Source organism: Flavobacterium soyae, from assembly GCF_021245985.1.
GTDB lineage: Bacteria > Bacteroidota > Bacteroidia > Flavobacteriales > Flavobacteriaceae > Flavobacterium > Flavobacterium soyae.
This window is the reverse complement of record NZ_JAJQXA010000007.1, coordinates 211,122-235,866: the sequence shown is the minus strand read 5'-3', so window position 1 is coordinate 235,866 and position 24,745 is coordinate 211,122. Positions and strand designations below refer to the sequence as shown.

Sequence of the window (24,745 nt, the reverse complement as noted above, 5' to 3'; positions counted from 1 at the left end):
TCAATACAGAATCCTTTTTTTTATTTTTGAAGATAAACCGCAAATTTACCTGCTAAAAAAAATGTCTATATTTGCTAAAAATAAAAAGAAATGCAACATATCATAGATCGTTTTATCAGTTATGTAACAATTGATACTGAATCAGATCCGAATTCAAAAACAACCCCAAGTACAGAAAAACAATGGAATCTTGCCAATAAATTAGTCGAAGAACTAAAAACAATTGGTTTAACAGATGTTACGATAGATGACAAAGCTTACATTATGGCAACGCTGCCAAGTAATGTGGATCACGAAGTTCCTACAATAGGGTTTGTTTCTCATTTTGACACTTCGCCAGATTTTAGCGGAGCAAATGTAAAACCTCAGATTGTAGAAAATTACGACGGAAAAGATATTGTTTTGAATGCTGAAAAAAACATCATTCTTTCTCCTAATTATTTTAAAGATTTATTACAATATAAAGGACAGACAATTATTACAACGGACGGAACAACTTTGTTAGGTGCCGATGATAAAGCCGGAATTACCGAAATTGTTTCGGCAATGGAATACTTAATCCAGCATCCCGAAATTAAACACGGGAAAATCAGAATTGGTTTTACTCCCGATGAAGAAATTGGACGCGGTGCGCATCATTTTGATGTGGAAAAATTTGGCGCTCAATGGGCTTATACAATGGACGGAAGTCAGATTGGTGAATTAGAATATGAAAATTTTAATGCTGCCGGAGCTAAAATTACTTTTAAAGGAAAAAGCGTTCACCCAGGATATGCAAAAGGAAAAATGATCAACTCAATGTTAATTGCAAATGATTTTATCAATGAGCTTCCGAAAGGTGAAACGCCGCAGGAAACAAAAGGTTACGAAGGTTTTTTCCACGTTCATCATTTAACAGGAAGTATTGAAGAAACAGTTTTAGAATTGATTATCCGCGATCATAATAAGAGCAAGTTTGAAAAACGAAAAGATTTAATTGGAAAAATTGCCAAAAAAATCAATAAGAAATTTGCAAAACAATTTGGCGAAGATATTGTAACTGCTGAAGTTAGAGATCAGTATTATAATATGAAAGAAAAAGTGCTTCCGGTAAAGCATATTGTTGATATTGCCGAAAAAGCAATGCGTGAATTAAACATCAAACCAATCATTAAACCTATTCGCGGTGGTACAGACGGATCCCAATTATCATACATGGGATTACCTTGCCCGAATATTTTTGCCGGCGGACATAATTTCCACGGAAAATACGAATATGTTCCCGCAGAAAGTATTCAAAAAGCGACTGATGTTATTGTAAAAATTGCTGAACTTACAGCAACTCCTGGAATTTTTGATGTAAAAGAAAAATCTAAAACAAACAAATAAATAAATTGGAACCAGCGTCAGAAAATAAAGGCATGTGGAAATATAGCGGCCAATGGGAAGAGGAATTACTTCTCCTAAAAGCTATTATCGACAAAACCGAACTGACAGAAACCACAAAATGGGGCGGTCCGGTTTATGTTTACGAGAAAAAGAATGTCATTGGTTTAGGAGGTTTTAAAGATTATTTTGCGATTTGGTTCTTTAATGGTGTTTTCCTGAAAGATGATAAAAAGAAACTTATCAATGCTCAGGAAGAAGTTACAAAATCACTGCGTCAATGGCGTTTTACTTCAAAAGGAGAAATAAATGAAAAAGAAATATTAGAATATATCTTAGAAGCTATTGAAAATGAAAAGCAGGGAAAAATCATTAAACCTACAAAAAAAGAAGCTATAGTTTCTGAACTTCTTAATGTAGAAATGGTTAAAAATCCGGCTTTAAAAGATGCTTTTGAAAAGTTTAGCCCTTATAAACAATACGAGTTTCTGGAATATATTGAAACTGCCAAACAGGAAAAAACTAAACTTTCGAGAATTGAAAAAGTGATTCCGATGATTTTAGGAAATGTTGGTTTGAATGATAAATACAGGCAGATTTAATTATCAATATTTAAATTCCAAATTCCAAGCTATACTAAACCTTTGTCAAAGTTTAAAATTTTGACAAAGGTTTTCGCATTTTTGTCATTTCGAGGAACGAGAAATCGCACTAGTGAATCGACAAAGATTGACGACAAACTTTGCGTGGTTTCTTGTGCGATTTCTCCCTTCGGTCGAAATGACAAGATTGTGTTATCCTTTTTATTTGAAATATACAACACAATCTTTATCCGCGTTTTTATCATTGAGGAACGAAGCAACCACACTAACATGAACATCGTGAGATTGCTTCGTTCCTCGCAAAGACATTCCAGACGCTTAGCATAAACAAAAAATCCCAAACTCCTCCCGATAGCTATCGGGATGGAGTTTGGGATTTATCCCGAAACTTCGGGATTGGAATTTATTTTTTTTGAGTAAAAAAATTAAGCCTTTTTATTCAAAGCAGCACTCATTTCCATAGAAATAGCTGAACGTTCTAATTTTAATTTTCCTGACATCGTTTCAATTACTACAGTAGTTTCTGCTAACTCAGCAATTTTACCGTGAAAACCACTTTTAGTAACTATTTTATCACCTACTTTTAGGCTGCTTTCAAATTCTTTTTCGTTTTTTGCTCTTTTTTGCTGTGGTCTGATCATAAAGAAATAGATTACCACAAACATTAATAGAAATGGCGCAAATTGAGTTAATTGTCCCATAATTTAAATTCTGTTTTTTTGATTTATTATTAATATTTTTTTCTCTTCGACTTCGCTCAGAGTGACATTACTTTTTTATTCAATTTTGTTCGATTCTAATTCAGCTTGGAATGCTCTTCGACTTCGCTCAGAGTGACACAAAGGTAATTGTAATTTGGGATTTTAAAAATTGATTATTTTAAATTTTTACATCAAACCTCTACCTACTTTTACCATCTTTTTATTAGCGGTAAGTTCTTTTACAAGGTTATCTAAAATTCCGTTGATAAAAATACTACTTTTTGGTGTAGAATACTCTTTTGCAATTTCTAAATATTCGTTAAGAGTTACTTTTACAGGAATTGAAGGAAATTTCAGGAATTCGCAAATTGCCATTTTCAGGATAATCGTATCGATTTCGGCGATCCTTTCGCTGTCCCAGTTTGGCGTTTTATCGTCATATTCTTTTGCTAAAACAGCTTCGTTTAAAACTGTTCTTCTAAACAAATCTTTAGCAAAATCTTTGTCTTCAACATCCTTGTACAATTTAGGAACTCTAAAATCGTCTGGGTTATCTGTTTTGATTGCTTTTAATTGTTTGATAATATGTGTATTTACAACCGGAATATCATCAACCCAAGTCAATTTATCATCTTCTAAATACTCGTATAATTTATCATTCGGAACAATAACCTCAGCAAATAAATCAGCAATAAATTGTTTGTCTTCTTCAAAAGTATTGACATTATTGCTCATGTATTTTTTATACAAATCGCTTGCTTTAATATCATTTAAAAGCAAAATGATATAATCGTCGTTTAATGACCAGTTATTGATTTTACGATTTTCTAAGGCAATGCTTAAAGAGTTACTTTCGGCAAGAAGCTGAAAGATTTTGTTTTTGATGAACTTTTCGTTCGGGTTACGTTCTGCTGCAGTAGCAAGATGTTTTTTGCTTGAAAGATGCAAGAATACAGATTCTTTTTTGCAAATTTCAATCAATGAAGAAAGCATTATAAGATATAAATCCTGAATATTATCAATACTGTAAAAAAGAAACTTCTCTTCTTTTTCCATATTATCAGAACCGCTTTGGTGCATTGCATAAATGGATTGCATTACTTTAACGCGTATGTGTCTTCTATTTACCACCTTGTAAGAACATTTAAAAATTAGTCTGCAAAAGTATAACTTTTAAGGCATATTTTAAAATTAATTCGCAAAAAAGTCATGGTTTTAGTAGTCAGTCTTATTATACAGATAAATAAAGTCTCAGCTTACAGACCAAACTGTAAACTGAGACTGAATACTATACTGAACACTAAAAAAAGTGAACACTAAACACTAATTATTTCTTAGCGTTTTCAATTTTTCTCGCATCGATACGATTTTGAGCAATTGTAAGTGCAGCTTTGTGAGTTGTCATACCGTTTTTCACAGCATAATCAATAATTTCTAAAGTAGTATTGTAGATATTTTCGGTTTTAGCCATGATTTCAGCTTTACCATAATGCTCTAATTCAGCATAAACATTGATGATTCCACCAGCGTTAATCAAAAAATCAGGAGCATATAAAATTCCTCTTTCTTGTAATCTTGCACCATGAACATTTTCATCGGCTAATTGGTTGTTTGCCGCACCGGCAATAACTTTAGCTTTAATTTTGTCTACTGTATTATCATTAATTGTTGCTCCCATTGCACATGGTGCATAGATATCAACATCTGCAGTATATAAATCTTCACCAGTATAAATTGCTGCGTTGTATTTTGAAGCAACCTGATATAATTTTTCTTCGTTGATATCAGTAATGGTAACCTGCGCTCCTTCTTTAGTTAAATACTCAACCAGAGTTTCACCCACGTGTCCAATTCCCTGAACCAAAACTTTTTTACCATCTAAAACATCAGAACCAAACTGACTTTTTGCAGCAGCTTTCATTCCTAAATAAACTCCGTAAGCCGTTACAGGAGAAGGATTTCCAGATCCGCCTCTTTCTTCAGAAATCCCTGTAACATAAGGAGTTACATCTCTTACAGTGTCCATGTCTTTAGTTTCCATTCCAACATCTTCAGCTGTAATATATCTTCCGCTTAAAGAGTGAACAAACTCACCAAACTTACGCATTAATTCAGGAGTTTTCTGCGTTTTTGCATCACCAATAATTACTGCTTTACCACCGCCAATATTTAAACCGGTAATTGCAGATTTATAAGTCATACCTCTTGAAAGACGCAAAACATCATTTAATGCTTCCCATTCAGTATTGTAATTCCACATTCTAGTACCTCCTAAAGCTGGCCCCATAACCGAATTATGAATACCAATAATTGCTTTTAAACCTGTATCTTTGTCATTGCAAAATACAATTTGTTCGTGATCGTCAAAAGATAATTGACCAAAAACAGGATCCATTTTTTGAAGTTCCTTTCCAGTTGCGAAAGTTGCATCCATAGCGTTACTATTTAGTTGTTTAAAATTATGAATTTGTCAAAAAGACAACTCAAACATAAACAAAAAATATACATGTGCTAATTTTTTATCTTTAAAATAACAATTTTACAATATAATTGTTTTGATTAAATTACATTTTATTATAATTTTAATTAATAATAATTCATAAATTCAAATCAATTCAATATCGAATCTCTTAAAAAAATGAAAGAATTAAGCTATTTAAACAAATATTTTATCAAATATAAATACAGTTTCTCTTTAGGTATTTTAATCACTATAATCGCACAAATATTCTTTTTATTTACTCCAAAACTTGTCAGCCGCTCTTTTGATGTTATCGAACGGTTTTTAAAATTATCTGATGCCGATCGAAAATCTTCTATAATTATAGATTTTTATCAGCAGGAATTAATTCATAACGTACTCTTAATCACAGGAAGTGCAATTGTTGGAGGATTCCTGACCTTTTTAATGCGCCAAACATTGATCGTAATGTCGCGCCATATTGAGTTTGATTTAAAAAATGAAGTTTTTAAACAATACGAAAAACTTTCTCAAAATTTTTACAAACAAAACCGTACGGGAGATTTAATGAACAGAATCAGCGAAGATGTCTCTAAAGTTCGTATGTATGTAGGTCCGGCCGTAATGTACACCATAAATACATTTATCCGTTTTGCAATCGTATTATTATATATGCATAATGTTTCGCCTTTACTTACTTTATACACTATACTGCCTTTACCTATTCTATCTTATTGCATTTTCAAACTAAGTTCAGAAATCAATAAACGAAGCACTACTTTTCAGCAGTATTTATCTAAAGTTTCTAGTTTTACACAAGAAATTTTCTCAGGAATCAGAGTTATAAAAGCCTATTCTTTAGAAAATCAGCATCAAAATAACATGATAAATCTTGCGGAAGAAAGTAAACGCAAGAGTTTGGATTTAGCAAAAGTCCAGTCGCTGTTTGGGCCTTTGATGATTGCCCTTATAGGAATTAGTAATTTGGTTGTAATTTATTTTGGAGGTGTTATGTATATCAACGGCACGATTCCGAATATTGGTACAATTGCCGAATTTATTTTGTACGTTAATATGCTAACCTGGCCTGTTGCTTCTCTTGGATGGGTTTCGTCAATGGTTCAGGAAGCAGAGGCTTCTCAAAAGCGTTTAAACGAATTTTTGAAAATTGAACCGGAGATTAAAAACAACAATCAAAACCCATCAGATATACACGGCTCAATTGCTTTTGAAAATGTAAGTTATACCTATGAAGATACGAATATTGAAGCTTTAAAAAATGTAAGCTTTACAGTAAAAAAGGGAGAAACGCTGGCAATTTTAGGAAAAACCGGTTCTGGAAAATCTACCATATTATCCTTGATTTCCCGTTTGTATGATGTTACCGATGGCAGAATTACAATTGATCAAAACGAAATCAGTTCTTTAAATTTAAATGATTTGCGAAACAGCATCGGAATTGTTCCTCAGGATGCTTTCTTGTTTTCTGACACGATTAAAAACAACATCAAATTCGGGAATCAAAATGCAACTGACGAAGAAGTTATTGAAGCTGCAAAAAATGCTGTCGTTCATGATAATATCATCACATTTAACAAGCAATACGACACTATTTTAGGAGAAAGAGGAATCACTCTTTCCGGCGGGCAAAAGCAGCGTGTATCGATCGCAAGGGCAATTATAAAAAATCCTGCTATTTTACTTTTTGATGATTGTTTGTCTGCAGTTGATACCGAAACTGAGGAAACTATCCTACATAATTTATTTGAATTTTGTAAAAATAAAACTACAATAATTGTCAGTCATCGGGTTTCTTCTGCCAAAAATGCCGACAAAATCATCATTCTTGAGGATGGTGAAATAATTCAACAAGGCTCTCATAATCAATTAATAAATCAGGAAGGTTACTATGCATCGTTATATTTAAAACAACTTTCGGAAAAAGAATTACTTTAATTGTTGTGTAATCGATAAATTTTTATGATTTTTGAGTACTATTAATTACCAAAAATGATAGAACGTATTATGAGAGAAAATGACATGTTAGAAAAAGAAGAGATTTTTTCTAAAGTATTACGAGCAGGAAGAAGAACTTATTTCTTTGATGTGAGAGCTACTAAAGCTGACGATTATTATATTACGATTACCGAAAGCAAAAAATTTACCGAAGAAGATGGTTCTTTTCACTTTAAAAAACACAAAATTTATTTATATAAAGAAGATTTTAGTGCTTTTGCCGAAATATTAGAAGAAATGACTTCATACGTTTTGAACCACAAAGGCGAAGAAGTAATCTCTGAAAGACATCAAAAAGATTTTAAGAAAGAATACGGTTCTGATAAAGCTGAAACACCAAGATCCAGCTTTACTGATATTGATTTTGACGATATTTAATCTTATATAACTTTTCTAAAAGTTCAAGTCCAATATGTGCTGCATTTTTGGACTTTTTTTATACATTTAAGTTATCGGTTTTAGATTGTAAACTGTAGATTTTAGATTTTTGGAATTTAAGATTATTTAATGCAATTCAATTTTTTAAAAATGAAAAAGCTAACTATTTTACTTTGTTTTCTATTTATTGGAATTTCATCATTTGCCCAAAAATTAGAATATGAAACCAAATCAAATATTCAGTATTATTCTTCAGAAATAAATAAATCCGACAGTTACATTAACGAAAGATGTGTTCTGGATATTTATTATCCAAAAAACACAAAAGGCTTTGCTACGATTGTCTGGTTTCATGGCGGAGGTTTAACAGGTGGAAATAAAGAAATTCCTGAAGCTTTAAAAAATAAAGGTTTCGCCATTATTGGCGTAAATTATAGATTGTCTCCAAAAGCAAAAGCAGAAAAAGCTATCGAAGATGCGGCTGCAGCGGTAAGCTGGGTTTTTAATAATATCAGCAGTTATGGCGGTGATTCTTCTTTAATATTCGTTTCCGGTCATTCTGCAGGAGGATATTTGGGTATGATGATTGGCTTAGATAAAAAATATCTTCAAAAAGAAGGAATTGATGCTAACAGAATTGCAGGATTAATTCCGTTTAGCGGACAATGCATTACGCATTTTGAAGTTAGAAGAGAAAACGGAATCCCGGAAAAACAACCTACAATTGATGCTTTTGCGCCTTTATACCACGTTCGCGCCGATGCTCCGCCGCTTTTATTAATTACCGGAGATCGCGAACTGGAAATGTTAGGCCGATATGAAGAAAATGCATACATGGCAAGAATGATGAAACTAGTCGGTCATACGCAGACTAAACTTTACGAATTAGACGGTTACGGCCACGGAATGACTGAACCTGGTTTTCCGTTACTGGTAAACGAAGTCAACCGAATTGTAAAAGAAAAACGAACCAAAAAATAAACAATATAATTCCACGGCAATGGAAACACAACTATTAATTTTACCCGGATTAGGAAATTCCGGAGAAAAACACTGGCAGACCTTTTGGCATGAAAAATTTAAAAATTCAATTCGTTTGGTTCAGGACAATTGGGACGAACCTGTTCGCGAAGATTGGATTGCACGACTAAACGAAGCCGTTTCTAAATTGGAAAGCCCAACGATTTTAGTAGCACATAGTCTTGCTGTTTCACTAGTATTGCATTGGGCAGAAACACATTCAAATAAAAACATAATCGGAGCTTTACTTGTGGCTCCAGCCGATGTTGATTCACCTGAACATACACCGGATGTTATTAGAAATTTTTCTCCAATGCCGCTTTATAAATTGCCTTTTCCATCAATAGTTGTGGCAAGCGAAAATGATCCTTACGCCTCACTTGAAAGAAAACAATATTTTGCAGAAAAATGGGGAAGTGCTTTTGTAAACATTGGTGAACAAGGGCACATTAACTCTGACTCTGATTTAAGATATTGGGAAGAAGGACAGTTGATATTAGAACAATTAATTGCGAAAATAGATACTAAAAACTAAAGCTATGCAAACGAATTTAACCGCAAAGTACGCCAAAGGTTTTTACGCAAAGTTCGCAAAGTTTTTATTAAAAGCTTGCTGAATTTTTGATTCATTAAAGTTCACAAAGCTAGAGTTCAAAGAATAATTCGTGTAAATTGGTGCAATTCGTGGCAAAAATTAAAAATCATTTTAATCTGTTAAATCTGTGGCAAACTTAAAACTGCGACTGTAAACTTATCCTATACGAAGTCCATTTGGTATTTTAAAATCCGGAGCCAATAAAATAACATCTCCCTCCTCTCCTACAGCGCCAAGAACAAGACATTCGCTCATAAATTTTCCTATCTGTTTTTTAGGGAAATTTACAACCGCTACAATTTGTCTGTTTATTAAATCTTCTTTTTGATAGCGTTTTGTAATTTGTGCAGATGATTTTCTGATACCAATTTCGACACCAAAATCTATTGTGAGTTGAAAAGCAGGTTTTCTTGCTTCGGGAAAATCATTTACTTCGATGATAGTTCCTACCCGTATATCAGTTCTTTCAAATTCGTTCCAGCTTAAATCCATTTTTAAAAGTGTTTATTTACAAACCTATAAATTTTGTAATTAATACAACTAATTCTATAATCATTTTTTGATGCCGGCGGTTAATATCAGTGCTCAAATTTAATAATCATCTTAATCTGTAAAATCTGTGGCAAAAAAACTCTAAGCAGAATAACAATTCTTCTTATACTCTTTTATTTACAGATTATTAAAGCTATTTTTGAGAATTAATTTTCTGTAAAAAATGGCACGAACTCCTTCAAATATGATTCCGCTTGGAACACTTGCTCCAGACTTTAATCTAAAAGATACAAATTCGAATAACATTTATTCGTTTGAGGATTTAAAAGGATCAAAAGGTACACTTGTTATTTTTATGTGTAATCATTGTCCGTTTGTGCTTCATGTTATTAATGAAATCGTAATGATCTCAAATGATTACCGCGTTCAGGGGCTTGGTATTATTGCTATTTCAAGCAATGATATCGTAAAATATCCGCAGGATTCTCCTGAATTAATGACTGATTTTGCTTTACAGCATAAAATTGATTTTCCATATTTATTTGATGAAACGCAGGAAGTGGCAAAAGCATACGATGCAGCCTGCACACCTGATTTTTATTTATTCGATAATCAGGACAAATTGTTTTACAGAGGACAATTAGACGATTCAAGACCCGGAAACGGAATTCCGTTAAGCGGAACTGATTTAAGAAATGCCATTGATGCCTTGATTTATAACCGAATTTTAAATGAAATTCAGAAGCCGAGTATTGGGTGTAATATCAAATGGAAATAAAATTTGTAAGAATCAAAAAACTTTACTTATCTTTGCAGATCATAATTAAAATCACTCATTGTGAACACTATAACAATATTTACAGTTTTTATCCCGTTGTTTTCCCTTACAGGAAAACCGCTCTCTGCTGTATTTATTTCACATAGTAAGGCCTTTATTAATTAGGCCTCCGTCTATTTCAATTCTTCTTTCAGGCGGAGGATTTACATCAATTTAAACATTATTTATTTGACAAAAATTCAATTTTAGTCAGATACTTTTTTGTTTTTCAAAATAAATACTTTAGTCGCTTATCTTGTTTTAAGAACGGGCTGAGCAGTAACTCGCTTTAGAAAGCATAAAAGAAGAAAAATCATTCAAATTTTATAACAATAAATTCAATATAGATATGAAACCAACACCCACTTTCTGTAAATCAGATTATCAATTTTTAAGGGAATTGATTTTAAAAAGTAAAAATTCGACAAATACTAAAGAAGCAAATCAGCTTTCGCAAGAATTAGACCGTGCTGTAATAAGCAAAGAAAGCGAACTTGACAGCACTGTTATCAGAATCAATTCTTTTGTAACGATTGAAGATGTAATAGCGAAGAAGCAAATGAAAGTTCAGATTGTTTTACCATCATCTGCTGATATAAAGCAATCTAAAATTTCAATTCTGGCACCTTTAAGCGTTGCTATTATTGGTTTTAAAGAAAATGACGAAGTTGACTGGGAAATGCCGGCCGGCATCAGAACTTTAAAAATAATCGCGGTAGACAATACGGCTGTACATCATTCATAACTTTTTAAACACCTCATTCTGTGAAGGTGTTTTTTTATATCTATTTGAAAACCAAAAAACCTGTTCAATAATTTGAACAGGTTTTTTGTTATGCTTTTTTAAATACAGAATTACAATTGTGAATCAATATAATTTGTAATTGATGCCATTTGGGTTTCATCTAACTTAGCTTTTTTGCCCATTCTAACCAAAATTGGTCCCCATTCTTCTTTTGTATATTTCTTTGGATCTTTCAATTTGTGGCATTTTGCGCAATTGTTTTCATACAAATCTCTACCTGCTTCTAATTCAGGAGTTAATACCACTGTTTTTGCAGGTTCGGCAGGAGTAGCTGCAACAGCTGTTGTTTTTTGAGTTCCGCAGGAAACTGCAAATAAAGCAAGTGCCGCAAGGATTAAAATATTTTTCATTGTCTCTGGTTTTTATAGTAAATATAAAAAAAATCCCATTCGGCAGGCGAATGGGATTGCTATTTAAAACAATACTAAATTGCTTCTAAATTCTTTATTTTACGTCCATTAATTCAACGTCAAAAATCAAAGTTGCGTTTGGCGGGATAACTCCTCCAGCTCCTGATGGTCCGTAAGCTAAATCAGATGGAATTACAAAACGAGCTTTGTCACCCACTTGTAATAAAGCAATACCTTCGTCCCATCCTTCAATAACTTGTCCAATTCCTAATTTGAATTCGATTGGTTTTTTACGTGGGTAAGATGAATCAAAAACTTTTCCGTTTTCTAAAGAACCTTCGTAGTGAACAGAAACTGTTTTTCCAGCTTCAGCTCTTTTGCCTTCACCTTTTTGGATCATTTTGTAACGTAAACCGCTTTCTGTTTTATCAAAACCAGCAGCTAATTGTTCCATTTTTGCTTCTGACTCAGCTTTTAAAGCTGCTTCACGTTTTAAACGAGCACCTTTTAAACCAATAAAAGCTTCAATAGCATTCCATTTTTGAGCCTCTTCTCCAACTCTAATGATTTCTAAAGTTTCTAAAGCATCTCCCTGAGCAACAGCATCAACTACATCTTGTCCTTCTACAACGTGACCAAAAACACTGTGTTTTCCGTCTAACCAAGGAGTTGGAACGTGTGTGATAAAAAACTGAGAACCATTACTTCCAGGTCCAGAATTTGCCATAGATAAAACTCCCGGACGATCGTGTTTTAAACTTGATACAAATTCATCATCAAATTTATATCCCGGATCTCCAGTTCCAGTTCCTTTAGGACATCCACCCTGAATCATAAAATCAGGAATTACTCTGTGAAAATTTAATCCGTCGTAGAATTTTTGTCCTTGAGGTTTTACTTTATTCTCCATATTTCCTTCTGCAAGAGCTACAAAATTCCCTACGGTTCCTGGTGTTAAGTCGTGTGTAAGTTTAACTAAAATCGAACCTTTACTTGTGTTGAATTTAGCGTATATTCCGTTTTCCATGTTGTTATTTTTTAATTGAACGCAAATTTACAAATTAATTTCTTAATCAATTTGTGCTTTTTATTTTTTAGTCCCAACGCTTCGGGATGATTTATAAGTCAGTCCGTAAACGGTTAATGACAGTGCCGATAAAACCATACAGCCAATTGTTACAGCGTGCCATCCGCCCAGTTTCCACAATAATAATCCGTAGGCAGATCCGGCAGCAGTTCCTAAAAAGCTAAACGACATAAATACCGTATTTAGTCTGTTTCTGGCATCTGGCAATAGTGAATACACTCTGGTTTGGTTTGAGATGTGAACTCCCTGAATTCCGATATCAATAAAAACAATTCCTATCGCAATTCCGATTACGCTTTCTATAGAAAAATAAAAAATCAGGAAACTTATCAGGATTAATAAACAGCCGTAACCAACTGCAATTCTTGAATTTCCTTTATCTCCGATTTTCCCAACCAAAGGCGCGGCCAAAGCTCCCGATGCACCAACAATTCCGAATAAACCAATTGTGGCACTGTTAAAATGAAACGGTTCGCCTGAAAGCAATAAAACCATTGTAGTCCAGAAAGCTCCAAACTGAGCAAAGCTGAAAACGTTGATTGCTGTAGCTTCTCGCAAAACAGGCTGTGTTTTTATAAGTGTAAATAAAGACTTTATTAATTGACCGTAAGTTCCCTGAAACTGAGGTTTGTTTACCGGGAATTTACTCTGAATGACAAAAAAGATTAAAAGACAAATTATGGCTGCGATGTAAAACATCGATCTCCATCCCAAAACTTCTCCAATAAAACCGCTTAAAGTTCTGGAAAGTAAAATTCCGACCAATAAACCGCTCATAATGGTTCCGATAACTTTTCCCCGCTGTTCAGATGTGCTTAACGAAGCGGCCAAAGGCAAAATAAGCTGCGGTACAATCGAAGTGATTCCGATTAATAAAGAAGCTATTTGCAGAATAAGAAAACTTTTTGCCGTTGCTGCAATAAGTAATGCAATTACTGAAGCAAAAGTGGTAATTAAAATCTGCTTTTTTCGTTCTAATTTATCACCAAGCGGTACCATAAAAAACAAACCAATAGCATAACCCGCTTGAGTTAAATAAGTTATAGTTCCGGCGCTGGCTTCTGGAATTTTAAATTCGTTGGCAATTAAAACAATCAAAGGCTGGCAGTAATAAAGATTTGCAACTATAAGACCAGTGCAAACTGCCATAAACAGGACGTTGGTTTTAGATAAATTCATTTTGCAAAAATACCATCAATATTTAATCTGAACTTATAATTAAAGTTATTTTTTTTATAAAATCCGTGTAAATCTGCATCTTCGCAATAGCAAATCTGCGTCATCAGTGTTCCAAAAATTGACGCTGATTAAACGGATTCGCTATCGCGAAGACGCAGATATTTACTGATTTTCTTTATTTATTTCAAAAAATCTTCTCTTGCTGGGCTAAAAACGTCTGTAAGCATTCCGCTTTCTAAACAAACAACTCCATGAATTGCGTGAGGCGGAATATAAAAACTATCGCCTTCTTTTAAAGTTTGCGTAACTCCGCTTATGGTTACATCAAATTTTCCGCTTGCAATGTAGGTTACCTGAGAATGATAATGTTCATGTAAAACACCAATTCCTCCTGTTTCAAAATGAACATTTACAAGCATCACTTTATCATCAAAAGCCAGAATTTTTCGTTTAATTCCTTCTCCAACAACTTCCCACTCTATTTCGTCTCCTTTTATAAATTCTTTGCTTGTTTTGATATTCTGCATAACTTTTAAAATTGATTTTTATAAAAATAATCCATTTTGATGATTCCGTTTTAGATCAATTCTTTTGAAATAAAATCAAAACTTGTTTTAATGGATTGAAAAGAATCTCCAGCATAATTATTTTCCTGTTCTACAAAAAAGTGAATCATTCCGGATTGTTTTGCTTCTCTAAAGAAAGGTTTAAAATAAATTGATCCTGAACCAATTTCTGTATTTAAAGCTGGATTTATTTTGTCCATGTCTTTTACATGCCACATTTTAAAACGTCCCGGATTTTCTTTGAATAATTTTAGCGGATCATTTCCTGAACGAACTACCCAATATAAATCTAATTCAAAATAAACCAGGTTTTTATCAGTTTCATTTAATAAAATTTCATAGCCGGTAACGCCATCATGTTTTTGAAATTCGAAATCATGATTGTGATACGCTAATTTTAAACCCGCTTCTTTGCACATTTTTGCAGCCTGATTCAAACGCAGCGCAATCTTTTTATAATCTTCTATTTTTCTAAAAGGTTCATCAATCCACGGAACGGTTAAAAATTCACTTTTAAGAATCTTTGCTGCTTCAATTGCTGCTATTAATTCGGCAGTATTTTCATCATATAAATAGCTTCCTAAATTATAATGTCCGCTAACCGCTTTTAGTTTGTTATCGTCTAATATCTTTTTCAATTCAATTGGAGACAATCCCCAAAATTGATCTTTAATAGAAAAACCATACGTTTCTACATTTGTATATCCTGACGCAGCAACTTTTTCTAAAGTTTGTTTTACATTTTTCGGAAGTTCCTCACGCAATGTATATAACTGCAAACCTATTTCTTTTTTATTCATAGAAAATGCCAATGATGGTAAAGCCAGAACTGCCGCAGCAGCCAGACTTGTGTTTATAATAAAGTTTCTTCTTGTAACCATTTTGATCTGAATTTTAGAAAAGTAAATCTACTATAAAAATTGATTCTCAAAGTTATTTATAAAGTTTTGAAGCGCAACTTCTGTTCCTTCATTTATAATTTTTCCTTCAGCATCGATTTTTCCGCGAATACCCTGAATTAAAAGCTGCGTATTATCGTCAAATTTAGCTTCAAGGGTTTTCATAATCAACAAAAGCTGTTCATGCCCCATTTCTCCTGATGCTGAAGCGGTTATTAATCCCACTTTTTTATTAGAAAAAATAGTGGTCGACACACACCATTCTAAAGCATTCTTTAAACTTCCGGGCAGACTAAAAACATATTCCGGGGTACAGATTATAATTCCATCAGCCCCAATTATTTTATTTCTCAACAAATTAATTTCTTCTGGCGGATTCTCTGTATCTAAATCTGAATTAAAATGTGGAATCCGATCTAAATCTTCAAATATTTCAACTTCAAAATTCGGTTTTATATGTGCTGAAATATGCTTTAGAATTTTAAAATTACTTGAGTTTTTCCTTGTACTGCCTGTTATGGCAAATATTTTTATTGCTTTCATTTTTATCGAATGACTGAAATATCTTTTTTCATTATATCAGATTCCTCAGTAAGATTATTTCTTTTAAAAAAATTGTCTAAGTCGGTTAATCTCTTTTTATTATCATATTGAATACATGAATTTAATTTTCTCTGGCAGACAGAACACAATCTAATCGTACTTCTATCAGTTTCAGATAAACTGTTAGTTCCATTCATTACACAATCAGCATTAATACAATGATGTATTCCAAACATATGTCCTATTTCGTGAGAACTTGTTTTAAGCAGTCTTGTCAAACACAAATTAAAATTTTCGGCAGTAAGTTCACCATCCTGAAATCTGTAAATAGAACTTACACCCACTTTATCACGATAAGAAGCAAGTCCAAAAACATAATTCCATTCGGGTTTAGGATATAAATCCAATTCTGAAAGTCCCATTAATGCAATTCTATTTTCCGGTTTTTCTTCTTTTAATACATCATTTAGAAGATATCCAGCTAATAATTGTTCATGTCCTTCAGTAGACATTCTTCTTGCTGAATTTGGAACTATATCATTAGAAATTGGTTCTAATGTTTTTGTTTTTAATTGAAAAAAGAGTTCTAAATACTCATTAACAAGCTGAATCTGTTTCTTTTGCAAAGAATTAAAATTTCCAATCGGTTTTATGTAAATAATATTTTCCTCTTTAGTCGGAACAATGTGTTTTGATCTATAATATTGTTCAAAAGTCTGTCCATCTTCGGGATGAGAAAACAACCAATCTCCATAAGATGGTTTTGGCAATTTAACGTCATTAGTTTTGATATCCTTAAAATAGGACGCTTCTTCTGGAATTTGTTTTGGAGCCTGTTTTGAGGTTTCTTTAGCTTTTTCTTTGTTACAAGCGCATAATAATATAAGAATGAAGAAGGTTATTTTTTTCATTTATTTTGTTCAAAAATTAATAAAATAATAAATACTTGTAAGAAATGAAATTACTTTAAACTAGATTTTCAACAATTAACTGATGCAAATACTCCATTTCATATTTATCTTCAATCAATGCTTTTTTATAAGATTTCTTATTCTCTCAATTTTTGAATATTTCTGAAAATAACCAAAAATTTGAGTAAATAGGAATAAAAACAAAATCAAGATCGCAACAAAAGGCATAAAATAAAATCCAGATAAAATTAAGACTATATAAAATAAAAATACAGCAATAGTTCTGTACGTATTCATCATAATTGAAGTAGGTTTTAATTCTTTTAGAAGATTATCGGCATCTGTTAAAGCCGTATCAATTTTTTTTTCAATTTTCTCTAATCTACGAATTTGATATTCTCCAAAATCATTTTCTAATTTTAAATTAAAAAGCTCTTCTTCTTTAGCATTAAATATATTTAAAATCCTAATTAAATGATCCATATTCAATGATAAACTATTTAATCTTAAACGTAGAATAAGCACAAGAAGAAAAAACACACTACTTAAAAGACACAACAACATAATTAAAATATACAAATCACTCCTATTAAAACTGTCTTCAATTTGGATAAACCAACTAATAATTTCATTATCAAAACATTTTTCAAAATAACTTTTAAAATGTAAAATGAAATTATTAAAAACAACCGGTTCTTTACCTAGAAAATTAGCCGATGCTACTGTTAGAAAACCCGAAAATGCAAGTCCTCCCAAAAAAACACTTTCCAACATCCAAGCTTCTGATCGATAAGTAATATTTTTCATTTCACTTTCTAATTTTGCGATTCGAGTATCATTTAGGTCAACTGGATCTAATTCTATCGTTCCATAACCTATCAATTTATCAGACACAAAAATATCTGGATAATTAACGCTCACATCCTCATAGACTATATCATTTTCATTATTCTTATCTTTAACAATCTTGCATAATTGTGCTTTAGCACTAATTATTCCAATAGTTTCTCTATAGCGTACAGTAAAAATAAGAGGTAATACACAAACACATGCCGAAATTATTGAAAACAAGAATATCAAAATAAACATATACCAAGCATGTGATTCAAACGTATGATAGAAAAACCAAAAAGAGAATATAAAACCAAATAAGATTTGGTATATAACTAAACCATATGGAATTTCTTCTTCAATGGTAATTTTTGGGTCTTCATGTTGATATTTTGAATTAATATATAAGGAATACTTTTCTTTTAATTTATTTTTATAACTATTGTAAATTAATATTATAACTAACAAAATAAAATATTGAATGGAAAGAAATGCTGCAGTAGAAAAGTAATCTTTCAAATAGGCTATTAACAATATAAATCTTAAAAATTGGTCTAAAATAAAAAACCAAGGCGTATACTTAAATTTTAACTCTATTTGAAGATCTTGTGACAACAAATTGCTTTCACTCATAATTTTAATCTTTTTTTTAAATTTTCTTGCTTTTTACTTAAAGCGAATATAAAAACAAATAAATATTCTACAGTTATTCTCACAAGATTTTACTATAATAAAAAAATAACTATATATGATTTTGTTTTCGAAAGTATTAGCACGTCCACTTATTATTTAATAATATTATCTTTGCCCCAAATTATTGAAGAAAAATGAGAATTGACATTGTTACACTTTTACCTGAATTATTAAGAAGCCCTTTTGAGGCATCGATTATGAAACGTGCCATTGATAAAGGCTTGGTCGAAGTACATTTTCATAATCTTCGTGACTACAGCACTAATAAACAAAAAAGTGTAGACGATTATCCTTTTGGCGGCGGCGCCGGAATGGTAATGACAATTCAGCCTATTGATGATTGTATTACGCATCTTAAAAGTCAGCGTGAGTATGACGAAATCATTTATATGTCTCCTGACGGCGAAACTTTAAATCAAAAAATGGCCAACAAAATGTCGATGTACGAAAACATTATCATTTTATGCGGACATTATAAAGGTGTTGACCAGCGTGTTAGAGATCATTTTATTACTAAAGAAATTTCGATTGGTGATTACGTTTTATCCGGCGGAGAATTGGGCGCATTAGTTCTATCAGATGCATTAATTCGTTTAATTCCTGGTGTTTTAAGCGATGAAACCTCAGCGTTGACCGATAGTTTTCAGGACAATTTACTTTCAGGGCCAATATATACAAGACCTGCAGATTATAAAGGATGGAAAGTTCCCGAAGTTTTAACCAGCGGGCATTTTGCCAAAATAGATAAATGGCGTGAGGATAAGGCCTACGAACATACAAAAAACAGACGTCCGGATTTGTTAGAAGGAAACTAAAGTTGTTTCAAGTTTAAAGTTTTTTTGTTTCAAGTTCTCAAAATAAAGCAACTTGAAACCTGAAACTTGAAACAAAAAACACCCTTAAAGATCATTTTATCAACAACTTAAAATAATTTCAAATTTATAATTCATAATTTATAATTATTTTTTACATTTGCACCCGAATTAGACTAACCTCTGGCGAGATCCGTGAATGTTACTCTATTAAAACTATAATAATAAAATTATCATGGCAGATTTATTAAAGTTCGTTCAAAACGAATTCGTTGCTAAAAAAGATTTCCCTGAATTTGGAGCTGGAGATACTATCACAGTTTTCTACGAAATTAAAGAGGGTGAAAAAACAAGAACTCAGTTTTTTAAAGGAGTTGTTATTCAAAGAAGAGGTTCTGGTAACACAGAAACTTTCACGATTCGTAAAATGTCTGGAGCTATTGGAGTTGAGCGTATCTTCCCAGTAAACTTACCAGCTTTACAAAAAATCGAAATCAACAAAAAAGGTGCAGTTCGTAGAGCTAGAATTTTCTACTTCAGAGAACTTACTGGTAAAAAAGCTAAGATTAAAGATAAAAGAAGATAATCATTTATCAATCTGTTATAAAAAACTCGTTTCATGTTATTTGAAACGAGTTTTTTTTATGCCTTTATTTTAAGCAGTGTCAAAACCGTAATTTTTTAATATCAAAATCATCGATTTAGCAATTTTACGAAATCGTATTAGCAATCTGATAATTTCAGCAATTATCAGGAAAACTAAACCGTTTTCGGACTGTTTTTATTATATTTGCTCCGCTCATTTTGAGCCAACTCATACCTTTTACATCGCCATTCTTTGACGACACGATTATAAAAAAAAAAAAAATGACACAGAATTCAAAAATTTTTTACACCTTAACTGATGAGGCGCCTTTATTAGCGACTTATTCTTTATTACCTATTGTTCAAGCTTTTACTTCGACAGCTGGTATTGCTATTGAAACTAGAGACATCTCTTTGGCAGGAAGAATTTTATCTAATTTTCCTGAGTCTTTAACAGATGCTCAAAAAACAGGAGATGCTCTTGCAGAACTTGGCCAATTAGCAACTAAGCCAGAAGCTAACATTATCAAATTACCAAACATTTCAGCATCTGTACCACAATTAAAAGCTGCTATTGCTGAATTACAATCTCACGGTTACAACGTTCCTAATTTCCCGGAAGATCCGCAAAACGATGCTGAAAAGGAAATTAAAGCAAAATATGCAAAAGTATTAGGTTCTGCTGTAAACCCTGTTTTACGTGAAGGAAACTCTGATCGTAGAGCTCCAAGAGCCGTTAAAAACTTTGCAAAAGCAAATCCGCACTCAATGGGTGCATGGTCTGCTGACTCAAAAACTAAAGTAACTTCAATGACTGGCGGTGATTTTTACGGAAGTGAAAAATCATTAACAGTAAACGAAGCAAACGATGTAAAAATCGAATTTGTTCCTAAAGACGGAACTACAACTGTTTTAAAAGCAAGTACTCCGCTTAAAGCCGGTGAAATCATTGACAGCTCTGTTTTAAGTGTAAAAAAATTAAAATCTTTTGCTGCTGAAGCAATTGCAGAGGCTAAAAAAGAAGGTGTATTACTTTCTGTGCATTTAAAAGCCACAATGATGAAAGTTTCAGATCCAATTATCTTTGGCGCTATCGTTGAAGTATATTTTGCTGATCTTTTCAAAAAATACGAAACTTTATTTGCAGAATTAAATATTGACACTAGAAATGGTTTAGGTGATATCTACGCAAAAATTGCCGGAAGACCTGAGCAGGCTGAAGTTGAAGCTGATATTACTAAAGCAATCGAAAACGGACCAGCTTTGGCAATGGTTAATTCTGACAAAGGAATTACAAACTTACACGTTCCATCTGATGTTATTGTTGATGCTTCTATGCCGGCAATGATCCGTACTTCTGGACAAATGTGGAACAAAGATGGTAAGGCACAAGATACTATTGCAGTTATTCCAGACCGTTCTTATTCTGGTATTTATACTGCAACTATTGATTTCTGTAAAAAACACGGTGCTTTTGATCCTAAAACAATGGGAAGTGTTCCTAACGTTGGATTAATGGCTCAAAAAGCAGAAGAATACGGATCTCATGATAAAACCTTCCAAATAAAAGGTAACGGTGTTGTTCGTGTTGTTGATGCAAACGGAACTGTTTTAATGGAACAAAATGTTGAAACAAACGATATTTTCAGAATGTGCCAGGCAAAAGATGCTCCTATTCAGGACTGGGTTAAACTAGCTGTAAACAGAGCTCGTTTATCTAGTACTCCGGCTGTTTTCTGGTTAGACGAAAACAGAGCGCACGATAGAGAATTGATCACAAAAGTTCAAAAATATCTTAAAGATTACGATACTACAAACTTAGATATCCGTATTTTAAACCCGGTTGCTGCAACAGAGTTTACTTTAGACAGAATCATCAAAGGTTTAGATACTATTTCTGTAACAGGAAACGTTTTACGTGATTACCTAACAGATTTATTCCCAATTTTAGAATTAGGGACTTCTGCAAAAATGTTATCTATCGTTCCTTTAATGAACGGTGGCGGATTGTTCGAAACTGGCGCTGGAGGATCTGCTCCAAAACACGTTGAGCAATTTACAGAAGAAGGATATTTACGCTGGGATTCACTTGGAGAGTTTTTAGCTCTTGGTGCTTCATTAGAACATTTAGGACAAACTTTAGATAATTCTAAAGCAATTATTTTAGCTGAAACTCTTGACGAAGCAAACGATAAATTCTTAGCAAACGATAAATCTCCGGCACGTAAAGTTGGACAAATTGATAACCGTGGTTCTCACTTTTACCTTGCATTCTATTGGGCTCAGGCTTTAGCTGCTCAAAATAAAGATGCAGAATTAAAAGCGATCTTTACTCCTATTGCTGCAGAATTTGAAGCAAACGAAGCTAAAATCGATGCAGAATTAATTGGTGCACAGGGAAAAGCTCAAAACATTGGCGGATACTATCAGCCAACTCCTGAGCTAGTAAGCAAAGCAATGCGTCCTAGTGAAACATTTAATGCAATTATTGCAAAAATAAAATAAGAAATGCATATTTTTAAAATATAGACAAAAAGGGCAGCTTTTACAGGCTGCCCTTTTTTATTCTTAACTAATGTTTAACAATAGTTGGACTCTAATATTTAGTAAGAATTGCTAACTATGTAACTCAAAACCAAAACGATGATTACAAAAAAGATTAGTTTCCTTCTTATCATTATTTTTACCACACTTCATTCTTTCTCTCAGGATAAATTTACGCTAAGCGGTACTATTAAAGATTCAAAAAACAACGAAACCTTAATTGGCGTCAATATTTATATTCCGGCTTTAAAAATAGGAACTACAACAAACGAATACGGTTTTTATTCTATCACAGTTCCTCGCGGCGAGCATGAAATCGAAATTAGTTATGTGGGCTATCAAACTATTCAGCAAACCATCACTTTAAACCAAAATACCAAAAACAATTTTTCCATCAGCGAAAGCGGAGAAGAACTTCAGGAAGTTGTTATTACAGATAATAAGGGAAAAATAAATATCAAATCGCCAGAAATGAGCGTTAACAAACTCTCTATTTCAACCATAAAAAAAATGCCCGTAGTTTTAGGTGAAGTCGATGTTTTAAAATCAATTTTATTACTTCCGGGAGTTACAAATGCCGGCGAAGGAGCTTCTGGATTTAATGTTCGCGGCGGCGGCGCAGATCAAAATTTAATTTTGTTAGATGAAGCAACAATCTTCAATTCCTCTCACGTTTTTGGATTTTTCTCTGTTTTTAATCCCGATGCTATTAAAGATTTAAAACTATATAAAGGAGGAATTCCGGCACGTTTTGGCGGAAGAGCTTCTTCTGTTTTAGATATTTACCAAAAAGACGGAAGCAGTAAAGATTTTCATATGAATGGAGGAATTGGTTTAGTTTCAAGCCGATTGCTTCTGGAAGGTCCAATTGTAAAAGACAAAGGTTCTTTTTTAATTGGCGGAAGAGGCTCTTATGCCCATTTATTTTTAAAACTTTCAGAAGACAACAAAGACAATTCTGCTTATTTTTATGATTTAAATGCTAAACTGAGTTATAAATTAAACGACAATAACAATTTATATTTATCGGGATATTTTGGGCGCGATGTTTTTAGTTTAAACAAAAGTTTCACTAATATTTACGGAAATTCAACTTTAAACCTGCGCTGGAACCATTTATATTCTGATAAATTATTCTCTAATTTATCGTTAATCTATAGCGATTATTATTACGGACTTGACTTGGACTATGTTGGTTTTAAATGGGATTCGGGAATTCAAAACTATAATATCAAATACGATTTCAAACATTATATTTCAGATAAATTCAAACTGAATTATGGTTTAAACGGAATTTACTACGAATTTAATCCGGGAACTATTATACCAAGTAATACTACTTCTGGAATTAATCCCGATCAATTGGATAAAAAATATGCGTTTGAACCTTCGATTTATTTAGATGCCGAAAATCAACTTTCGAAGAGAATAACGCTGGCGTATGGATTACGTTACAGTTTATTTTATCGTTTGGGTTCTTCAACCATCAATTATTATGACAATAATAGTCCGGTTGTTTTCAATTCAGATATGCAGATTTATGAAAAGGGAACCCCGACTTCAACAAAGTATTTCGGCAAAAACAAAGTAATTCAGGATTATAATAATTTTGAACCAAGGCTTTCAATATCATATCAATTAAATGATAATCAAGCCATAAAAGCGAGTTATAATCGTATGACGCAGTACCTTCAGTTAATTTCAAATACCTCATCTCCCACTCCGTTAGACGTTTGGATGCCAAGTGATAATTATATAAAACCGCAAATTGCAGATCAGGCTGCTTTAGGATATTTCCGAAATATTAAAGAAGGTGCATATTCGCTGGAAATCGAAACTTTTTACAAAAAAATACAGAACAGATTAGATTATATTGACGGTGCCGATTTAATTGCCAATAATGCTATCGAACAAGTTATCCTGAACGGAAGAATGCGTGCCTACGGTTTAGAAATAATGGTTAAAAAAAATGAAGGCAAATTTAACGGCTGGGTTTCTTATACTTTATCAAAATCAGAACAGCAGACACCTGGAAGAACGCCGGAAGAAATTGGAATCAATAATGGTCAATGGTACAGTTCTGCTTACGACAAAACACATAATTTAGCGATAACTTCTGCTTATAATTTAAACGAAAAATGGTCTTTTGGAGCTAACTTCGCTTTGCAATCCGGACAGCCGGTTACTTATCCGAACGGGCAATATGAATATTTGGGAATTACAGTTCCAAGTTATGGTCTTCGAAATGAAAATCATCTTCCGGCTTATCATCATTTAGATGTTTCGGCAACTTTAACACCGAGAAAAAATAAAGGCAGAAACTGGAAAGGCGAATGGGTTTTCAGCATTTATAATTTGTACAACCGAAGCAATGCCGCCTCAATTAACTTTAGGCAAAATGCCGACACAGGTTTAAATGAAGCTGTACGATTATCAATCTTCGGAATAGTTCCAGCCGTTAGTTATAATTTCAAATTTTAAAATTCATTTCTG

General features: G+C 32.7%; 24 protein-coding genes. 12 read left to right on the top strand and 12 right to left on the bottom strand.

Annotation, left to right across the window (positions count from 1 at the left end; all coding sequences use genetic code 11):
* Positions 1 to 90 precede the first annotated feature (90 nt).
* Together pepT and LUU93_RS11460 are read left to right on the top strand one after the other, a co-directional pair.
* On the top strand, positions 91 to 1,368 hold the full coding sequence (gene pepT, locus LUU93_RS11465) for a peptidase T (protein ID WP_232681241.1): 1,278 nt from the start codon (positions 91 to 93) through the stop codon (positions 1,366 to 1,368).
* A gap of 5 nt (positions 1,369 to 1,373) precedes the next feature.
* On the top strand, positions 1,374 to 1,967 hold the full coding sequence (locus LUU93_RS11460) for a YdeI/OmpD-associated family protein (RefSeq protein WP_232681240.1): 594 nt from the start codon (positions 1,374 to 1,376) through the stop codon (positions 1,965 to 1,967).
* Positions 1,968 to 2,392: 425 nt separating this feature from the next.
* Here the strand turns inward: LUU93_RS11460 and yajC are convergent, their stop codons facing one another.
* The 3 genes from yajC to LUU93_RS11445 form a co-directional block, all read right to left on the bottom strand.
* On the bottom strand, positions 2,393 to 2,668 hold the full coding sequence (yajC, locus tag LUU93_RS11455; protein WP_232681239.1) for a preprotein translocase subunit YajC: 276 nt from the start codon (positions 2,666 to 2,668) through the stop codon (positions 2,393 to 2,395).
* A 186-nt stretch (positions 2,669 to 2,854) separates the two neighbouring features.
* Positions 2,855 to 3,766, bottom strand: coding sequence for a transcription antitermination factor NusB (gene nusB, locus LUU93_RS11450; RefSeq protein WP_232681238.1), 912 nt, complete (start codon positions 3,764 to 3,766; stop codon positions 2,855 to 2,857).
* A gap of 229 nt (positions 3,767 to 3,995) precedes the next feature.
* Complete coding sequence (locus LUU93_RS11445; protein ID WP_311202625.1) at positions 3,996 to 5,102, bottom strand: Glu/Leu/Phe/Val family dehydrogenase; 1,107 nt, start codon at positions 5,100 to 5,102, stop codon at positions 3,996 to 3,998.
* 204 nt (positions 5,103 to 5,306) lie between these two features.
* On the opposite strand from LUU93_RS11445, the gene LUU93_RS11440 reads away from it, so the two are divergent.
* The 4 genes from LUU93_RS11440 to LUU93_RS11425 all read left to right on the top strand — a co-directional run bounded on the left by LUU93_RS11440 (position 5,307) and on the right by LUU93_RS11425 (position 9,078).
* The gene (locus LUU93_RS11440) at positions 5,307 to 7,085 is read left to right on the top strand and encodes an ABC transporter ATP-binding protein (protein ID WP_232681237.1); all 1,779 of its coding nucleotides are present in this window, start codon (positions 5,307 to 5,309) and stop codon (positions 7,083 to 7,085) included.
* A 69-nt stretch (positions 7,086 to 7,154) separates the two neighbouring features.
* Positions 7,155 to 7,523 (top strand): PUR family DNA/RNA-binding protein, encoded by a 369-nt coding sequence (locus LUU93_RS11435; protein WP_053471040.1) that lies wholly within the window; start codon positions 7,155 to 7,157, stop codon positions 7,521 to 7,523.
* Between the two features lie 150 nt (positions 7,524 to 7,673).
* Positions 7,674 to 8,504 carry an alpha/beta hydrolase gene (locus tag LUU93_RS11430; RefSeq protein WP_232681235.1) on the top strand — a complete coding sequence of 277 codons (831 nt, stop codon included), beginning with the start codon at positions 7,674 to 7,676 and terminating at the stop codon, positions 8,502 to 8,504.
* A 19-nt stretch (positions 8,505 to 8,523) separates the two neighbouring features.
* Positions 8,524 to 9,078 (top strand): RBBP9/YdeN family alpha/beta hydrolase, encoded by a 555-nt coding sequence (locus LUU93_RS11425; protein ID WP_232681234.1) that lies wholly within the window; start codon positions 8,524 to 8,526, stop codon positions 9,076 to 9,078.
* Positions 9,079 to 9,294: 216 nt separating this feature from the next.
* On the opposite strand, the gene LUU93_RS11420 is transcribed toward LUU93_RS11425, so the two are convergent.
* Positions 9,295 to 9,630 carry a tRNA-binding protein gene (locus LUU93_RS11420; RefSeq protein WP_232681233.1) on the bottom strand — a complete coding sequence of 112 codons (336 nt, stop codon included), beginning with the start codon at positions 9,628 to 9,630 and terminating at the stop codon, positions 9,295 to 9,297.
* A gap of 223 nt (positions 9,631 to 9,853) precedes the next feature.
* Between LUU93_RS11420 and LUU93_RS11415 the strand changes: the two genes are divergently transcribed.
* Both LUU93_RS11415 and LUU93_RS11410 read left to right on the top strand, forming a co-directional pair.
* The gene (locus LUU93_RS11415; RefSeq protein WP_232681232.1) at positions 9,854 to 10,408 is read left to right on the top strand and encodes a thioredoxin family protein; all 555 of its coding nucleotides are present in this window, start codon (positions 9,854 to 9,856) and stop codon (positions 10,406 to 10,408) included.
* Positions 10,409 to 10,796: 388 nt separating this feature from the next.
* Complete coding sequence (locus LUU93_RS11410; RefSeq protein WP_232681231.1) at positions 10,797 to 11,192, top strand: GreA/GreB family elongation factor; 396 nt, start codon at positions 10,797 to 10,799, stop codon at positions 11,190 to 11,192.
* A 110-nt stretch (positions 11,193 to 11,302) separates the two neighbouring features.
* On the opposite strand, the gene LUU93_RS11405 is transcribed toward LUU93_RS11410, so the two are convergent.
* The 8 genes from LUU93_RS11405 to LUU93_RS11370 all read right to left on the bottom strand — a co-directional run bounded on the left by LUU93_RS11405 (position 11,303) and on the right by LUU93_RS11370 (position 18,251).
* A complete protein-coding gene (locus tag LUU93_RS11405) occupies positions 11,303 to 11,602 on the bottom strand; it encodes a c-type cytochrome (RefSeq protein ID WP_232681230.1) in 300 nt (99 codons plus the stop codon).
* Positions 11,603 to 11,696: 94 nt separating this feature from the next.
* The gene (locus tag LUU93_RS11400; protein ID WP_232681229.1) at positions 11,697 to 12,629 is read right to left on the bottom strand and encodes a peptidylprolyl isomerase; all 933 of its coding nucleotides are present in this window, start codon (positions 12,627 to 12,629) and stop codon (positions 11,697 to 11,699) included.
* A 60-nt stretch (positions 12,630 to 12,689) separates the two neighbouring features.
* Positions 12,690 to 13,838, bottom strand: coding sequence for an MFS transporter (locus LUU93_RS11395; protein ID WP_232681227.1), 1,149 nt, complete (start codon positions 13,836 to 13,838; stop codon positions 12,690 to 12,692).
* A gap of 209 nt (positions 13,839 to 14,047) precedes the next feature.
* Positions 14,048 to 14,395, bottom strand: a complete 348-nt coding sequence (locus tag LUU93_RS11390) for a cupin domain-containing protein (RefSeq protein WP_053471048.1) — start codon at positions 14,393 to 14,395, stop codon at positions 14,048 to 14,050.
* 50 nt (positions 14,396 to 14,445) lie between these two features.
* On the bottom strand, positions 14,446 to 15,315 hold the full coding sequence (locus LUU93_RS11385; protein ID WP_232681225.1) for a sugar phosphate isomerase/epimerase family protein: 870 nt from the start codon (positions 15,313 to 15,315) through the stop codon (positions 14,446 to 14,448).
* A 30-nt stretch (positions 15,316 to 15,345) separates the two neighbouring features.
* Positions 15,346 to 15,876 carry an NADPH-dependent FMN reductase gene (locus LUU93_RS11380; RefSeq protein ID WP_232681222.1) on the bottom strand — a complete coding sequence of 177 codons (531 nt, stop codon included), beginning with the start codon at positions 15,874 to 15,876 and terminating at the stop codon, positions 15,346 to 15,348.
* 2 nt (positions 15,877 to 15,878) lie between these two features.
* On the bottom strand, positions 15,879 to 16,787 hold the full coding sequence (locus LUU93_RS11375) for an archaemetzincin (RefSeq protein ID WP_232681219.1): 909 nt from the start codon (positions 16,785 to 16,787) through the stop codon (positions 15,879 to 15,881).
* Positions 16,788 to 16,901: 114 nt separating this feature from the next.
* Positions 16,902 to 18,251, bottom strand: coding sequence for a hypothetical protein (locus LUU93_RS11370; protein ID WP_232681216.1), 1,350 nt, complete (start codon positions 18,249 to 18,251; stop codon positions 16,902 to 16,904).
* Positions 18,252 to 18,445: 194 nt separating this feature from the next.
* On the opposite strand from LUU93_RS11370, the gene trmD reads away from it, so the two are divergent.
* The 4 genes from trmD to LUU93_RS11350 all read left to right on the top strand — a co-directional run bounded on the left by trmD (position 18,446) and on the right by LUU93_RS11350 (position 24,733).
* Positions 18,446 to 19,126, top strand: a complete 681-nt coding sequence (trmD, locus tag LUU93_RS11365; RefSeq protein WP_232681212.1) for a tRNA (guanosine(37)-N1)-methyltransferase TrmD — start codon at positions 18,446 to 18,448, stop codon at positions 19,124 to 19,126.
* 232 nt (positions 19,127 to 19,358) lie between these two features.
* Positions 19,359 to 19,709, top strand: a complete 351-nt coding sequence (rplS, locus tag LUU93_RS11360; RefSeq protein WP_073487327.1) for a 50S ribosomal protein L19 — start codon at positions 19,359 to 19,361, stop codon at positions 19,707 to 19,709.
* A 281-nt stretch (positions 19,710 to 19,990) separates the two neighbouring features.
* Positions 19,991 to 22,213 carry an NADP-dependent isocitrate dehydrogenase gene (locus tag LUU93_RS11355; protein WP_232681211.1) on the top strand — a complete coding sequence of 741 codons (2,223 nt, stop codon included), beginning with the start codon at positions 19,991 to 19,993 and terminating at the stop codon, positions 22,211 to 22,213.
* Between the two features lie 138 nt (positions 22,214 to 22,351).
* A complete protein-coding gene (locus LUU93_RS11350) occupies positions 22,352 to 24,733 on the top strand; it encodes a TonB-dependent receptor (protein ID WP_232681209.1) in 2,382 nt (793 codons plus the stop codon).
* The last annotated feature ends 12 nt before the right edge of the window (positions 24,734 to 24,745 follow it).

What these genes read in the sequence shown, in the direction of transcription:
- rplS (WP_073487327.1), top strand. Translation starts at nt 19,359, where the DNA reads ATGGCAGATTTATTAAAGTTCGTTCAAAACGAATTCGTTGCTAAAAAA.
- pepT (WP_232681241.1), top strand. Translation starts at nt 91, where the DNA reads ATGCAACATATCATAGATCGTTTTATCAGTTATGTAACAATTGATACT.
- LUU93_RS11410 (WP_232681231.1), top strand. Translation starts at nt 10,797, where the DNA reads ATGAAACCAACACCCACTTTCTGTAAATCAGATTATCAATTTTTAAGG.
- LUU93_RS11435 (WP_053471040.1), top strand. Translation starts at nt 7,155, where the DNA reads ATGAGAGAAAATGACATGTTAGAAAAAGAAGAGATTTTTTCTAAAGTA.
- yajC (WP_232681239.1), bottom strand. Translation starts at nt 2,668, where the DNA reads ATGGGACAATTAACTCAATTTGCGCCATTTCTATTAATGTTTGTGGTA.
- LUU93_RS11375 (WP_232681219.1), bottom strand. Translation starts at nt 16,787, where the DNA reads ATGAAAAAAATAACCTTCTTCATTCTTATATTATTATGCGCTTGTAAC.
- LUU93_RS11415 (WP_232681232.1), top strand. Translation starts at nt 9,854, where the DNA reads ATGGCACGAACTCCTTCAAATATGATTCCGCTTGGAACACTTGCTCCA.
- LUU93_RS11380 (WP_232681222.1), bottom strand. Translation starts at nt 15,876, where the DNA reads ATGAAAGCAATAAAAATATTTGCCATAACAGGCAGTACAAGGAAAAAC.
- LUU93_RS11445 (WP_311202625.1), bottom strand. Translation starts at nt 5,102, where the DNA reads ATGGATGCAACTTTCGCAACTGGAAAGGAACTTCAAAAAATGGATCCT.
- trmD (WP_232681212.1), top strand. Translation starts at nt 18,446, where the DNA reads ATGAGAATTGACATTGTTACACTTTTACCTGAATTATTAAGAAGCCCT.
- LUU93_RS11395 (WP_232681227.1), bottom strand. Translation starts at nt 13,838, where the DNA reads ATGGCAGTTTGCACTGGTCTTATAGTTGCAAATCTTTATTACTGCCAG.
- LUU93_RS11420 (WP_232681233.1), bottom strand. Translation starts at nt 9,630, where the DNA reads ATGGATTTAAGCTGGAACGAATTTGAAAGAACTGATATACGGGTAGGA.
- LUU93_RS11400 (WP_232681229.1), bottom strand. Translation starts at nt 12,629, where the DNA reads ATGGAAAACGGAATATACGCTAAATTCAACACAAGTAAAGGTTCGATT.
- LUU93_RS11355 (WP_232681211.1), top strand. Translation starts at nt 19,991, where the DNA reads ATGACACAGAATTCAAAAATTTTTTACACCTTAACTGATGAGGCGCCT.
- LUU93_RS11350 (WP_232681209.1), top strand. Translation starts at nt 22,352, where the DNA reads ATGATTACAAAAAAGATTAGTTTCCTTCTTATCATTATTTTTACCACA.
- LUU93_RS11440 (WP_232681237.1), top strand. Translation starts at nt 5,307, where the DNA reads ATGAAAGAATTAAGCTATTTAAACAAATATTTTATCAAATATAAATAC.
- LUU93_RS11385 (WP_232681225.1), bottom strand. Translation starts at nt 15,315, where the DNA reads ATGGTTACAAGAAGAAACTTTATTATAAACACAAGTCTGGCTGCTGCG.
- LUU93_RS11390 (WP_053471048.1), bottom strand. Translation starts at nt 14,395, where the DNA reads ATGCAGAATATCAAAACAAGCAAAGAATTTATAAAAGGAGACGAAATA.
- LUU93_RS11425 (WP_232681234.1), top strand. Translation starts at nt 8,524, where the DNA reads ATGGAAACACAACTATTAATTTTACCCGGATTAGGAAATTCCGGAGAA.
- nusB (WP_232681238.1), bottom strand. Translation starts at nt 3,766, where the DNA reads ATGCAATCCATTTATGCAATGCACCAAAGCGGTTCTGATAATATGGAA.
- LUU93_RS11430 (WP_232681235.1), top strand. Translation starts at nt 7,674, where the DNA reads ATGAAAAAGCTAACTATTTTACTTTGTTTTCTATTTATTGGAATTTCA.
- LUU93_RS11370 (WP_232681216.1), bottom strand. Translation starts at nt 18,251, where the DNA reads ATGAGTGAAAGCAATTTGTTGTCACAAGATCTTCAAATAGAGTTAAAA.
- LUU93_RS11405 (WP_232681230.1), bottom strand. Translation starts at nt 11,602, where the DNA reads ATGAAAAATATTTTAATCCTTGCGGCACTTGCTTTATTTGCAGTTTCC.